We start from the raw sequence: 14,763 nt of genomic DNA on the forward strand, positions 1-14,763 counted from the left end.
CCTCTTTCACTTCAATATCAATAATTTAATTGATAATTTTTTTTCTTTTCATCCGCACTAATATTCAATACAAAACCAATACAGATAGAGAATATCAGTAAACTGGAACCACCCTGACTGATAAACGGAAACGTAATCCCAGTTAAAGGAATAATTCCCGTAATTCCACCTAGGTTGATAAATACTGAAATTAAGAACAATGAGCCAATTCCTATACACATCATAGAATTGAACGCATCATTCGAACGAATGCCAATTAATATGATACGCGCAATCATATAAAATAGTAAGCCTAAAATAATGATTGCTACAATGAGACCTAATTCTTCCACAACAATTGAAAACGCAAAATCGGTGTGGGCGAATTTTAGGAATCCTTTTTTCTGTATACTGTTACCAAGTCCTCGCCCTAACAGTCCACCATTAAACATCGCATAGTATCCATGAATTAATTGGTGACCATTTCCAAACTCATCACTAAATGGGTTACGGAAAACTGCAAAACGAGAAATAACGTGTGCTGGTAAAAAGTATTTTCCGACAAGATTGACTAAAGTGACCATTAAAACACTGCCTACTACGCCAATAATACCGGTATATAATGTATAGAGATAATTTACGCCACTACTTAATAACATAATCATCACTAACAATACAATAACTGCTGCGTTCCCAAAATCAGGGTAAAATAGAATAACAGCAATTTGAAACCCAATAACCGCTAGCAAACCTTTTACACTTGTCCAAAAATCTTCATGAATCATTTGTTGTCGTTGTGCCAAATTAGTTGCTAGAAACCAAATTACAATAAATTTTAGAAATTCTACGGGCTGAATGGTTCCTAAGCTTCCTAGCTTAATCCATCCATACGCTCCGTTTGTCGCTTCCTTATCGAACAAAAAAACCACAAATAACGATACAGTAACTATGGTCATTACTATTTGTATCAGTTTTTTATTTTTTAAAAAATCAGTTTTCATTTTGTAAACAACAAAAATAGTAAATAAACTTAACAACCAAAAAGCAAATTGTAACAATGCTTGACGGGTTGTATTCTGCCCACTTTCTAACATAACATAGGTTGTTGTACTGTAAACCATCATTAATCCAACAACGCTTAAAATAAGATATGGGATTAGGATGCCTAAGTCTAACAGATGCCGTTTTTTTATCTCTTTAGGCAAGTTCTAAACCTCCTTGCCTATTTCATTTGCTCTGGTTTCCTCATATACTTCATTGTATAGTTGATTCAAATCTTTTTCTAAATCACTTAATAATTGTTGACCTATTTCATTCGATACAATTCCCAAGCGAATAGCGTATGTGACTTGTCTTGACAAACCGTACATTTGAGTATCTACAACTTCTTCAAAAGCTTTACATTGAGAAATACATAAGCTATTTTTTTGATTGCGAATTAACATACGAATACGATCCGCTTCTTGTACAAGAAGCTCTAATGCTAGTTCTGGAGAAATAGATTCCATTTCCGCTCCCTCCTATCTTTCGTTTCATTATTATAGCACAACTTTATATAGAATTGGATGTTTCAAATCACGAAGTTTTAACAAAAAAATGAAAAAAACGAACAAAAACTCTATAAATCTTGTTTTTTTAAGAAGTTCAAACAAAAATTCACTATATTTTTTTAATTTATTCGCTTTTTTTATGAACGTACGTTCCGTTCGTGAAACACACAAACAATATGAAACATTCTATCGCTTTCTATTTTAACTAAAAAAAACAAAACATTGCTATATCAACTTTTTATTTATTTAATTCTTAAAGTTTCCCACAGATTTACAAAAAAAGCCATCGAAAATTATTCGATGACTCTTTTTAATAAAATTATTCAGCTTTTTTCTTTTTCTTCGCTGCTTTTTCACGTTCGTTCTTGTTTAAAATTTGTTTACGTAAACGAATGCTTTCTGGAGTTACTTCACAATATTCATCATCATTCAAGAATTCTAAAGATTCTTCTAAAGATAAAATACGTGGTTTTTTGATTACTGACGTTTGATCTTTATTAGCCGAACGAACGTTAGTCATTTGTTTTGCTTTTGTAATATTAACTGTCAAATCATTCTCACGAGAGTTTTCTCCAACAATCATACCTTCATATACTTCCGTTGTTGGTTCAACAAAGACAGTTCCACGTTCTTCAATACTCATGATAGAATACGTTGTGGCTTTTCCTGTATCGATTGAAACTAACGCACCATGATGACGTCCGCCGATTTGAGTTGGAATCATTGGTAAGTACTGATCGAATGTGTGGTTCATAATTCCATAGCCACGTGTCATTGATAAAAATTCATTTGTATAACCAATTAATCCACGAGCTGGTGCTAAGAAGACAAGTCTTACTTGCCCATTTCCTGTATTAATCATATCTTGCATTTCTGCTTTACGCATACCTAATGACTCAATAACTGACCCCATATATTCTTCTGGTGTATCAATTTGTACACGTTCAAATGGTTCACACTTCACACCATCAATTTCACGTTCGATAACTTCAGGGCGTGATACTTGTAATTCATAGCCTTCGCGTCGCATATTTTCAATTAAAATTGATAAATGCAATTCACCACGACCAGAAACAGTCCATGAATCAGGTCCAATCGGTTCAACACGCAAAGATACATCTGTTTGTAATTCTGACATTAAACGTTCTTCAATTTTACGAGAAGTGATATATTTACCTTCACGACCAGCAAAAGGAGAGTTATTTACTAAGAATGTCATTTGTAATGTCGGCTCATCAATGTGCAAAATTGGTAACGCATCTTGATGGCTAGCTGGTGTTACTGTTTCCCCTACGAAGATATCTTCCATACCAGAAACGGCAATTAAATCACCCGCTTGTGCTTCTTGAATTTCAACTTTTTGTAAGCCAAAGAAACCAAATAATTTTGTTACACGGAATTGTTTAACAGAACCGTCTAATTTCATTAAGGCTACACTATCTCCAACTTTAATTCTTCCACGGAATACACGACCGATTCCGATACGTCCCACGTAATCATTGTAGTCTAATAAAGATACTTGGAATTGTAACGGTTCATCACTGTTATCAACTGGAGCAGGAATGTTTTCTACAATGGTATCAAAAATTGGTGCCATTGTTTTTTCTTGATCGGCAGGGTCATCTGATAAACTAGATGTTCCATTTAATGCTGATGCATAAATAACTGGGAAATCTAATTGATCGTCATCTGCGCCTAATTCAATAAATAATTCTAACACTTCATCTACTACGTGTTCTGGACGAGCAGAAGGTTTGTCGATTTTATTTACAACAACGATTGGTGTTACACGTTGTTCTAAAGCTTTTTTCAATACGAAACGTGTTTGAGGCATTGTTCCTTCGTAGGCATCTACGACTAATACTACACCGTCTACCATTTTCATGATACGTTCCACTTCTCCACCAAAGTCCGCGTGTCCAGGAGTATCCATGATGTTGATACGAGTTCCTTTATAATCTACAGCAGTATTTTTTGCTAAGATTGTGATTCCGCGTTCTTTTTCAATGGCATTGGAGTCCATTGCACGTTCTTGTAATTGTGTACGCGCATCCAATGTATCGGATTGTTTTAATAATTCATCTACTAATGTTGTTTTACCGTGGTCGACGTGGGCAATAATAGCTACGTTTCTAATATCTTCTCTATGTTTCAATTTTATTTGCTCCTTTTAATTTGGCTTTACACTTGACGAGTAATTATAACAAATAATCTTTCTGAAAACTAGTGAAAAGTTTTCAGTTGAACGTTTTTTTTCAAAAAAAGAAAAACTTCAAAGTTACCGTCACCTAACTTTGAAGTTTTTATCTCTTAATCATCGTTTTGTTGCGATAAGGCTAGCATTTCTTCATATGCACTTGGCGTTCCTGCTAAAAATCGTTCACGTCCGTCTAGTTTTAATTTTCTACCAGTAATATGGCTCATTTTCATTCCTAATGCCTCGATTAACACGCCACCAGCAGCATAGTCCCACGGTGCTAAATTAGATACATAGCCAACTCGACGCCCTAATGCCATTCCCATTAATTCTAAACCAGCGCAACCAGACATTCGTACGCCCATTGCTCGATCACCCATAATTTGGGCATTATGACTGTTTCTAGCATACATTGCTGCATTCATTCCTAATAAACCGTCTTTTAAAGAAACATTGGCTGGTTGAGGCACACGTTCTTCGTTCAAGAACACACCGATATCGCGACCACCCCATAGAAGTTGTCCTTTTATCACATCATAGATAAAACCTAAAATTCCTTGACCTTCTTCGTAAACAGCCAACATAATACAAAAATTTTCACGCTCCAAAACAAAATTCATTGTCCCATCAATTGGATCAATAATAAACACTCGACCATTCCATTTATTCAGATGGTCTTGTCCATTTTCTTCTCCTAAAATTTTAGCTTTTGGATCAAAAGCTAAAATTTTCTGTGCAAAATAAGTTTGTACTATTTTATCCACATTGGTTACTAAATCTTTTCGTTCGCTTTTTGTATCGACAGTTAAAGCATCATCGAAAAGCGCCGTTTTAATCATTTCGCCGGCTTCTGTCATCCAATGCTTAATTTCACTAATTAATATTTGCATGATGGTTATCCTTTCATTTTCAATTTACCAGTAGCATTATTTTTTGCTTCTTGCAATGTTCGATACAGTGAATAACCGGATAATTCTTCAAACTCTCTCCCTAAACGACGTTCTTCACCAATACTGCGAACAACTGTTTTAAACGCTTGATGGGTCTTTAAAAATTTTTCAGTAGGTATTCCTTTTTCATAGGCTTGCTCCAAAGCATCCCACATGTTCATGACTAAGACCATTTCATCAGTGGTCCAGTCTAGGTTCAAAGGATATTGATACTCTCTCATATAGTTCCCTCACTTTATTCTCTTCTCATTCAGTTTATCATAGATATCCTAGGAGTAAAACACTTGTCTTAAAAATGAAAAAAAGCTGATTTTCTCAGCTTTTTTACTCTAGTTTTTCTAATACGTTTTTTGGAACATCTTCCTTAGCTACTTCCTCATACGTTTCAACATGAGCACCTTTGTTAGTTAATTTTAAATAATGTCCTACTTTTAATTCTGAAATGCCATTAAAGGCAATCGGTCGAGTTTTTCCATCTTCATCCACTGCGATTTGTTCATAATATGCTGTTCCATAGCCATTCACACTATCTGCAGCTTTGGTTTTCACATACACGTGTCCTTCTTTAACTAGAGGATTTAGTTGATCCAAAATCCCCGCAAACTCATTCGCTGAATTTTTAGTATAGAAGGTTGAAGCAAATAAGCCTCCCACCATTAATAAAATAACTCCTCCGATTTTCGCAATTAATTTCATCTTTCTTTTCCTCCGTCTTTCATTTGATAACTTTATTTTAATAGAAGAAAAGAAATTATTATTCAGTCTATAGGCCGAAAAATTTCTTACGGTTTTGTCACTCAAATCGATGAATAAACACTGTTTTATTCTAATAATGCTAAATCATAAATTGTATAATCACAACGATAAACAAATAAGTATTGACCATCAATTAATAACCCCGTACTTTTGGGGACATCTGTTTTATACAACGAAACATTATTTCCTCCGTATGTGGCTAATGGTGTACCATTTTGACTACGAATTAAAACAACTTTTTCTTTACCAACAAATGAATTTTTAAAATCATTTACTAATGAATTTATGACTGGTACACCTCGTTGAATAGTTTGAGCATCAACTGTTTGAGCATAATCATCAAAAATATTTTCTAAACCTTTTTCAGCAATAATCATAGATGAACCTACATGGTGCATTTCTTTAGTACCAATTGTAATTTGAATCACAGAAGAATCTTTCGTTTCAGCATCCGTATCAAAAGTAGAGTCACGTTCAATTAAAATTGATTTACCAGTAATTTGATCAATTAACTGACTTTGTTCATCATAGGTCTGAATCACCATTTCTAATCCTTTGAAACTTTCTTCAAAACCTTTAAACCACATTTTAATATCTTGACACCCCGACAAAAATATTACCCAAAATACCATTACTGCCATCAATCGCTTTTTTTTCATTTTTTTCTCCTTTGTAAAAATAAAATTATTTAACTTTACTATAATTGAATAATTTTATTTATTCATCCGCCTAGAGAATGATTACACTTATAATTACAGACAAAAAAAGAGCTATCTAAAACGATAGCTCTTCATTATTCATCTTAAGCGTGAATTGGTAGACCTAATGCTAATTCTGAAGCGTCCATTACGATTTCACCTAATGATGGGTGAGGATGGATTGTTAATGAGATATCTTCTGCATTCATACCTGATTCGATAGCTAATGCTAATTCAGAAACCATATCTGAAGCGCTGATACCTGCAACTTGAGCTCCGATAAGAACGTGACCTTCAGTAGTAGCAACTAAACGGATAAATCCTTCAGTTTTACCTAATGATAATGCACGACCGTTACCAGCAAATGGGAATTTAAATGCTTTAGCATCAATTCCAGCTTCTTTTGCTTCTGCAATTGTCATACCTACTGAAGCTAATTCAGGATCAGTAAAGGCCACAGCTGGCATTGCTTTATAATCAACTGCTACTTTTTTACCTGAAATTGCTTCGGCAGCAATTTTAGCTTCATAGCTTGCTTTATGCGCTAAAGCAGCACCAGGAACGATGTCACCAATAGCGTAGATATTTGATACATTTGTACGGCATTGTGCGTCAACGTTGATTAAACCACGTTCACCAATTTCAACACCAGCTTGCTCTAAGCCCATGTCATCAGTGTTTGGACGACGACCTACAGTAACCATTACGTAATCAGCAGTGACTTCTTCTTCTTTGCCATCTACTGCATATTTAACAGTTACGCTATCTCCATTGTCAACAGCTTCTTTAGCCATTGCACTAGTAATAACAGTCATGCCTTTTTTCTTGAATTCAGCTTCAACAATTTTAACCATATCTTTTTCATAAGTAGGTAAAATTTGTGGTGAACCTTCAAGAATTGTTACTTCCGAACCCAAGTTAGCATAAGCGCCACCTAGTTCAGCACCGATAACTCCGCCACCGATGATCACTAATTTTTTAGGAACTTCAGTTAATGCTAAACCACCAGTTGAATCAATTACGCGTCCAGCAAATTTGAAACCAGGGATTTCAATTGGACGAGAACCAGTTGCTACAATCGCATTTTTAAATTCATACGTTTGTGCAGAATCAGGATGGATAACACGTAAAGTGTGATCATCTACAAAGAAAGCTTCTCCTTCAATGATTTCTACTTTATTTTTTTTCAAAAGCATACCCACGCCAGAAGTTAATTTGTTAACAACGCCATTTGTTTTCCACTCTTGAGTTTTTGCAAAGTCTAATGTTACATTCTCTGCAGACACACCAAACATTTCTGAATGTTGTGCTTCTTGATAATGATGTCCAGCAGCGATTAACGCTTTTGAAGGAATACAACCAACGTTTAGACATACGCCACCAACGTTTTCTCTTTCAATAATCGCTACTTTTTGTCCCATTTGAGCAGCACGGATGGCAGCTACATAGCCGCCAGGTCCCGCACCGATTACTACTGTATCTAATTCTAAGGCAAAATCTCCAACTACCATTTGTTTATCATCCTTCCATTAATAGTAACTCTGGATCTGCTAACAAACGTTTGATGTTATTCATAGCTTGTTGAGCAGTTGCGCCATCAACGATACGGTGGTCGAAGCTTAATGATAATTTCATCATACGACCTACTACGATTTCGCCTTCTGCATTGACAACAGGTTGTTGAGCAATTGTACCTACACCTAAAATTGCTACTTCAGGGTAGTTGATTACTGGTGTGAACCAAGCTCCACCAACTGAACCAATGTTACTGATTGTAACTGTACCGTTACGCATATCTTCTGCAGCTAATTTACCTTCATGAGCTAAAGCAGCTTTTGCATTGATTTCATCAGCGATTGCAAATAGACCTTTACGATCAGCATCTTTAACGTTTGGTACGTATAGACCGTTCGCAGTATCAGTAGCAATACCAATGTTGTAATAGTTTTTGTAAACTACTTCTTGAGAAGCATCATCAATTGATGCGTTCAATACTGGATATTTCTTCATTGTTGCAGTTAATGCTCTAACAACATATGGTAAGAAAGTTAATTTAGTATTTTGAGCGGCAGCAACGTCTTTAAATTTCTTACGTTGATCCCATAGTTTAGAAACTTCTACTTCATCATGTAAAGTTACGTGTGGAGCAGTGTGTTTGCTGTTAACCATTGCTTTAGAAATTGCTTTACGCATTGGTGTTAATTTTTCACGAGTTTCTAATTCGCCCAAGTTAGATTGGTATGGTTTTGCTGGTTCTGCTTTTTCAGCTTTCACAGCTGGTTTTGCTTCTTCTGCTGGAGCTGCTGCTTCTTGTACTGGAGCTGGAGCAGATGAACCACCAGAGATAAAGCTTTGGATATCTTCTTTTGTTACACGTCCACCTTTTCCAGAAGGTGTAACTAAAGTAATATCAACATCGTTTTCACGAGCAAATTGACGTACAGATGGCATAGCTAATACGTTTTTGCTTGGTTTACCAGTAGGAGCCGCTGCTTCAGCTGGTGCAGATGCAGGCGCTGCTGCTTCTGGTGCTGGAGCTGACGGAGCCGCTGCAGGTGCATTGTTATGTCCAGGTGCGTCGATTTCAACTAATACGTCACCAACATTTGCTACAACGCCTTCTGCTACAACAACACGTACAACTGTTCCTGTAACTGGTGATGGAATTTCTTCCACTGATTTATCATTTTGTACTTCTAATAAAGTATCGTCTTCATTAATAGTATCGCCGGCTTTTACAAACCATTTAACGATTTCGCCTTCTGCAATTCCTTCACCAATATCTGGTAATTTGAATTGGAATACGCCTTGACCGCCAGCTTCTGGTAATGCTGCTGGAGCTGCTGGTGTTTGTTCTTGAGCAGGAGCTGCTGGAGTTTCGTCTTCAAAACCTGGTGCGTCGATTTCAACTAACACGTCACCAACGTTTGCTACAACACCTTCTTCTACAAGAATGCTTTTAACTGTTCCTGTAACTGGTGATGGAATTTCTTCCACTGATTTATCATTTTGTACTTCTAATAAAGTATCATCTTCATTAATAGTATCGCCTGGTTTTACAAACCATTTAACGATTTCGCCTTCTGCAATTCCTTCACCGATATCCGGTAATTTAAATTGAAATGCCATGTTTGATATCTTCCTCTCTTATGATCTTAGAAGTTTGCGATTTCTCTTACTTTTGCTTCAATATCTGATGCATTAGGTAACCAAGCATTTTCAGCTTGACCAAATGGGAATACAGTATCTGGAGCAGATACGCGTCCGATTGGAGCTTCTAAAGAAAGGATCGAACGTTCAGAAATTTCAGATACTACTTGAGCAGCTACACCTGCTTGTTTTTGAGCTTCTTGAACAACTACAACACGGCCTGTTTTTTCAACAGATGCAATGATAGTTTCAATATCAAGAGGAGCTACTGTACGTAAGTCAACAATTTCAACGCTGATATTTTCTTTTGCTAAGTTATCAGCAGCTTTGATTGCTTCACGAACCATTGCGCCATAAGTGATGATAGAAATGTCAGTACCTTCACGTGTTACAGCAGCTTTATCCAAAGGTACTGTGTAAGATTCTTCTGGCACTTCTTCACGGAATGAACGGTAAAGTTTCATATGCTCTAAGAAAACAACTGGATCGTTACTTCTAATAGCAGAAATTAATAATCCTTTTGCATCATATGGATTTGATGGAATAACCACACGGATACCAGGAGATTGAGCAATCAATCCTTCTAAGTTATCTGAGTGTAATTCTGGCGTATGAACTCCACCACCAAATGGTGAACGGATTGTGATTGGCAAGTTTCTTGTGCCACCCATACGGTAACGAGTACGTGCCATTTGAGCTACAACTTCATCCATTGCTTCAAATACGAAACCGAAGAATTGTAGTTCTGGAACAGGACGGTATCCTTCTAAGGCTAATCCAAACGCTAAACCAGCAATACCTGATTCTGCTAATGGTGTATCGAATACACGATCTTCACCAAATTTTTCTTGCAAGCCTTCAGTTGCACGGAATACTCCACCGTTTTTACCAACGTCTTCACCAAACATCACTACGTTTTCATCGCTGGCTAACTCACAAGCTAGGGCATCAGTGATTGCTTGAATCATTGTTTTTTGTGCCATGATTATTTCGACTCCTTCGCTTCGTAAATTTCAATTTGTTCTTTAATGCTTTGTGGTTGATCTTCAAACATATTTTTCAAGAAATCAGAAACTTTTTGTTTTGGAACTTTATCAGCTTCAGCAATCGCTAATTTGATTTCTTCTTTTGTTGCTTCAATTACTTCTTCTTCTTTAGCTTCAGACCATAGTCCTTTAGCTTCTAAATATTTACGGAAACGAACCAATGGATCTTTTGCAGTCCATTCATCGTCCATCTCTTTAGAACGGTAACGTGTTGGATCATCACCAGATAATGTATGTGGACCATAACGGTAAGTTAATGCTTCGATTAATACAGGGCCGTTACCAGCAACTGACCAATCACGAGCCATTTTAGATACAGTGTACATTGCTAATGGATCCATACCATCAACTTGGATACCTGGGATACCAGCAGCTACTGCTTTTTGAGCTAAAGTTGTTGCAGCTGATTGTTTGTCACGAGGTGTAGAAATCGCAAATCCATTGTTTTGAATAAAGAATACTGCGTTTGCTTTATACGCACCTACAAAGTTAATACCTTCATAAAAGTCACCTTGTGAAGAACCACCATCACCTGTATAAGTGAATGCTACATTTTTCTTACCGCGCATTTTTAATGCTAAAGCAACACCAGCTGCTTGAACATATTGTGCACCGATAATAATTTGTGGTGGTAAAGCTTTCAAATCTTCTGGGTAGTTGTTACCAGCTACGTGGCCACGAGACCATAAGAAAGCTTGAGTTAAAGGTAAACCATGTTGGATTAATTGAGGTACATCACGGTATCCTGGTAATAATACGTCTTCTTTTTCAAAAGCAAAATGACTTGCTAATTGACTTGCTTCTTGTCCAGCTGTTGGAGCAAAGAAACCTAAGCGACCTTGGCGGTTTAAAGCAGTTGAACGTTGGTCAAGGACACGAGACCACACCATACGAGTCATTAATTCAACTAATTCCTCATCACTTAAATCAGGTACTAAAGCTTCGTTTACAATGTTTCCATCTTGGTCTAATGCCTGATAAGTTGGAAATTGAGCATCGACATTTTCTAGCAGTGCTTGAAAGTCAATTGTTTTTTTCTTTGCCATCTTGTCACACTTTCCTCTCTTTGTTAGGTTAATTCTTGTATATGATAGATTGTAACAGCGATTCTCTTCTGTATCACTTGTCGGAATCATTTACAGTTAATAAGCTATCATTTTTACAAGAGAAAAACAAGTAAAAAGTTTGCAATTCTTTTATTTTGTTTCTTGCCAATCCTTATTATACTAACTTTTTCTCGTGAAATCAATCACATTCAGAAAAAAGCTTTTTTAAAAGTAAAGCGTTTCCCATATGTAACAATCTATATTAGTACAGATTAAAATACCACACGAAACAGCCCACATAATTTAGAGGGAATTTTTAAGCTTTCTCTATCTTTATCTTCTAAAATAAACATCAAAAAATGAGAATAATTACACCAAATAAAGGGCAGAAAAACTCTCTAAAACAAGAGTTTCTCTGCCCTTTTAGACATTTTATTTTATAACCATTCTTTGGTCAATCGAATATAAAAGCGTTTAGCAATTTCTACTGATAAAAGATAAGTTATAGTAATACAGATAAAACCCAACCAATACTTTGCTGGTAAATCAGTAAAGCTAAAATATTCTTTCATAGGCGATAAAACAAGTAAGATACCCGCAAGAATAGCTATTAAACTAGCAATAATCACTGGGAAGGATGCACGACTTTGAATGAACGGCACTTTTTTTGTTCGTACAATATGCACAACAAGTGTTTGAGTCACTAAACCAACGACAAACCAACCCGTTTGAAAAACTGCTTGATCTGCTATTGTATTTGCACCAATGATGTACCACATCATCAAAAAGGTTAAAATATCAAAGACACTACTTACAGGGCCAATACATAACGTGAATTTTAATAATCCCCCTACTTGCCATTTAACTGGCTTAGCAATCTCCTCTTCATCAACAGAATCCCAAGGTATCGTTAATTGCGCCATATCATAAATTAGATTTTGTACGAGTAATTGAATGGATAGCATAGGTAAAAAAGGTAGGAAGGCACTAGCAACTAAAATTGAAAACACATTGCCAAAATTAGAACTGATAGTAATTTTGATATATTTCATCATATTGCTAAAGACTTTTCTACCTTCACCCACACCTTTATCTAGCACGTTCAAACTTTTTTCTAATAAAATAATTGAACTGGCATCTTTAGTAATATCCGCAGCGGTATCTACAGAAATTCCTACATCTGCTGTTCGTAAAGCTGGTGCATCATTGATTCCATCGCCCATAAAACCAACTGTATGTCCTTCTGCTTGCAACGCTTGAATAATACGTGATTTTTGCATAGGGTTTAATTTTGCGAAAAGATTTGTTGTTTCCGCAGCTTCTGCTAACTCTTCTGCAGACATAGAATCAATATCTGCCCCTAACAATGCATGACTTACTTCAATACCAACATCACGACACACTTTTTCTGCGACTACTTCATTGTCACCAGTTAAAACTTTGACTGCTACGCCATGATTATGAAGTGATTTGATTGCTGTGACTGCGGATTCTTTTGCAGGATCAAGAAATCCCATAAAACCAATTAATGTCATTTCTTGTTCATCTGCCACAGAATAAATTGCTTCTTGATGTGCATCTTTTTTGACGGCGACAGTCAATACACGCATCCCTTCTTCATTCAAACGACGGTTCACCTGACGCAGACGTTTTTTCAACGTGTCTGTTAATGGTTGTACCTCACCATCAAGCATAACATGAGAACAAATTTCCTCCATTTCCTCAACAGCACCTTTTGTAATCATCCATTGATGGTTATCTGCATTCACTACTACGGTTAAACGACGACGAGAAAAATCAAATGGAATTTCATCTACTTTAATTACTTCTTTAAATGGTAGCTTTTTTTCTTTTTCATCAAAATAATTGATAACAGCAATGTCCATTAAATTCTTCCACCCTGTTTGATAAGAAGAATTTAAAAACGCCATTTCCAAGACTGTTTCGTCATCTTCACCTAACGGATTTAGATGTTGAACTAACACGACACGGTCTTCGGTGATTGTACCTGTTTTATCTGTACACAAAACATCCATGCTTCCTAGATTTTGAATCGAAGGCAGTTCCTTAACAATGACTTTTTCCTTTGCTAAAGTCATGGCACCTTTTGCTAAATTACTGGTAACAATCATTGGTAACATTTCAGGTGTTAACCCCACTGCAACTGCAATAGCGAAGAAAAACGCTGAGCTCCAGTCACCTTTTGTTAAGCCATTAATCAGAAAAACGATTGGGAATAACACAAAAACCATTCGTAATAATAATTTACTAATTTGAGTTAAGCCTGTATCAAATGCTGTTTTTCCTCGTTGCTTGGTCGCATTTTTAGCAATATCTCCAAAAAAAGTATATTGTCCTGTTTTTAAAATAATTGCTTTTCCTTGACCACTTAAGACATCTGTTCCCATGAAAACTAAATTGTTCATATCTAAAGCTGAAATAGATTGCTTTACTTGAATTCCTGCGTCTACAAACTTTTCAATTGGCATTGACTCACCAGTCAAAGAAGATTGATTAACAAATAAATCATTCGTCCAAATTAATACCGCGTCAGCTGGAATCATATCACCCGTTGCTAACGTAACAATGTCACCTGGCACAACTTCATCCATCGGGATTTCTTTTGTTTGTCCGTTTCGTGTCACAGCGCACGTATTTTCGATTAGTTCTTTCAATTCTAAACTCGCCTTTTGTGAACGATACTCTTGAATAAAAGAAATCGTTGCACTTGCCGTAATCATAACTGCCATGACAATTGCTGCTTCATAGTCTCTCGTTGCTAAGGAGACAATCATTAATAACGCTAGCACTAAAACAAATGGATCGCGAAAAGCGTGCAGAAAAATTAACCATCCTGGTGTGGGTTTCTCTGCATCGATTTGATTTAAACCAAATTCTTCTAAGCGTTTTGTGGCATCTTCTGCAGAAAGTCCATTTAAGGATGTTCGTAATTCCATAAATAACTCTCGATCTGACAACATTGCTAATTTTTTTAGTTCTTGTTCTTTTGTTTGTGGTTGTTTCAACATATTTTCTTCCTCCTAGTTTTGTCTAGGAGTTTATTCCTAGACAATTAGTTTTTTAGATTCCTCTCGGGTGCGGGGTGATCCATAATAAACCTTCCTTTCTGTCTAGTGAAGATACGTTTTCAACATAATAAAAAACGCATACTCAACAATGAGCATGCGCCTACTTAGTAGCTAATTCATAGTCATCGTTGAGCTTTAGCACTATAGGGCGTAGACAAATGATTATTTGTCAGCTACGTTATGAATAACCTTCAACGATTATTCTTGTTATACCAAACTAAGGGTCTCTCGATCCTTTCGCGGCAGTAGCCTATGTCCATATAGGAGCCTCACCTAACAATTATTTTATTTTTTACGAAAAC

Annotated in this window: 12 protein-coding genes and 1 riboswitch; all 12 genes read right to left on the reverse strand. The window is 36.2% G+C overall.

The window, feature by feature from the left end:
- Positions 1 to 17 precede the first annotated feature (17 nt).
- Positions 18 to 1,184, reverse strand: coding sequence for an FtsW/RodA/SpoVE family cell cycle protein (locus tag AC4BC7_RS05220; protein ID WP_207940827.1), 1,167 nt, complete (start codon positions 1,182 to 1,184; stop codon positions 18 to 20).
- A gap of 3 nt (positions 1,185 to 1,187) precedes the next feature.
- Complete coding sequence (locus AC4BC7_RS05225) at positions 1,188 to 1,487, reverse strand: Fpa/YlaN family protein (protein ID WP_207940828.1); 300 nt, start codon at positions 1,485 to 1,487, stop codon at positions 1,188 to 1,190.
- 361 nt (positions 1,488 to 1,848) lie between these two features.
- Complete coding sequence (typA, locus tag AC4BC7_RS05230; protein ID WP_490504044.1) at positions 1,849 to 3,684, reverse strand: translational GTPase TypA; 1,836 nt, start codon at positions 3,682 to 3,684, stop codon at positions 1,849 to 1,851.
- A gap of 155 nt (positions 3,685 to 3,839) precedes the next feature.
- Positions 3,840 to 4,616, reverse strand: a complete 777-nt coding sequence (locus tag AC4BC7_RS05235; RefSeq protein WP_490504045.1) for an inositol monophosphatase family protein — start codon at positions 4,614 to 4,616, stop codon at positions 3,840 to 3,842.
- A gap of 5 nt (positions 4,617 to 4,621) precedes the next feature.
- Entirely contained in the window at positions 4,622 to 4,897 is a 276-nt protein-coding gene (locus AC4BC7_RS05240) for a UPF0223 family protein (RefSeq protein WP_207940831.1), read from the reverse strand.
- 103 nt (positions 4,898 to 5,000) lie between these two features.
- The gene (locus AC4BC7_RS05245; protein WP_490504046.1) at positions 5,001 to 5,372 is read right to left on the reverse strand and encodes a YxeA family protein; all 372 of its coding nucleotides are present in this window, start codon (positions 5,370 to 5,372) and stop codon (positions 5,001 to 5,003) included.
- A gap of 125 nt (positions 5,373 to 5,497) precedes the next feature.
- Entirely contained in the window at positions 5,498 to 6,091 is a 594-nt protein-coding gene (locus AC4BC7_RS05250; RefSeq protein WP_490504047.1) for a DUF5052 family protein, read from the reverse strand.
- A gap of 143 nt (positions 6,092 to 6,234) precedes the next feature.
- Positions 6,235 to 7,641 (reverse strand): dihydrolipoyl dehydrogenase, encoded by a 1,407-nt coding sequence (lpdA, locus tag AC4BC7_RS05255; protein ID WP_207940834.1) that lies wholly within the window; start codon positions 7,639 to 7,641, stop codon positions 6,235 to 6,237.
- A gap of 7 nt (positions 7,642 to 7,648) precedes the next feature.
- A complete protein-coding gene (locus AC4BC7_RS05260; protein ID WP_207940835.1) occupies positions 7,649 to 9,259 on the reverse strand; it encodes a 2-oxo acid dehydrogenase subunit E2 in 1,611 nt (536 codons plus the stop codon).
- Between the two features lie 26 nt (positions 9,260 to 9,285).
- On the reverse strand, positions 9,286 to 10,263 hold the full coding sequence (locus AC4BC7_RS05265) for an alpha-ketoacid dehydrogenase subunit beta (protein WP_207940836.1): 978 nt from the start codon (positions 10,261 to 10,263) through the stop codon (positions 9,286 to 9,288).
- Positions 10,264 to 10,265: 2 nt separating this feature from the next.
- Positions 10,266 to 11,372, reverse strand: coding sequence for a pyruvate dehydrogenase (acetyl-transferring) E1 component subunit alpha (gene pdhA / locus AC4BC7_RS05270; protein ID WP_490504048.1), 1,107 nt, complete (start codon positions 11,370 to 11,372; stop codon positions 10,266 to 10,268).
- Between the two features lie 437 nt (positions 11,373 to 11,809).
- Positions 11,810 to 14,401, reverse strand: coding sequence for a magnesium-translocating P-type ATPase (gene mgtA / locus AC4BC7_RS05275; RefSeq protein WP_490504050.1), 2,592 nt, complete (start codon positions 14,399 to 14,401; stop codon positions 11,810 to 11,812).
- 174 nt (positions 14,402 to 14,575) lie between these two features.
- Positions 14,576 to 14,749: riboswitch (M-box (ykoK) riboswitch) on the reverse strand.
- Between the last annotated feature and the right edge of the window lie 14 nt (positions 14,750 to 14,763).

Source organism: Enterococcus sp. AMC1623, assembly GCF_058216495.1.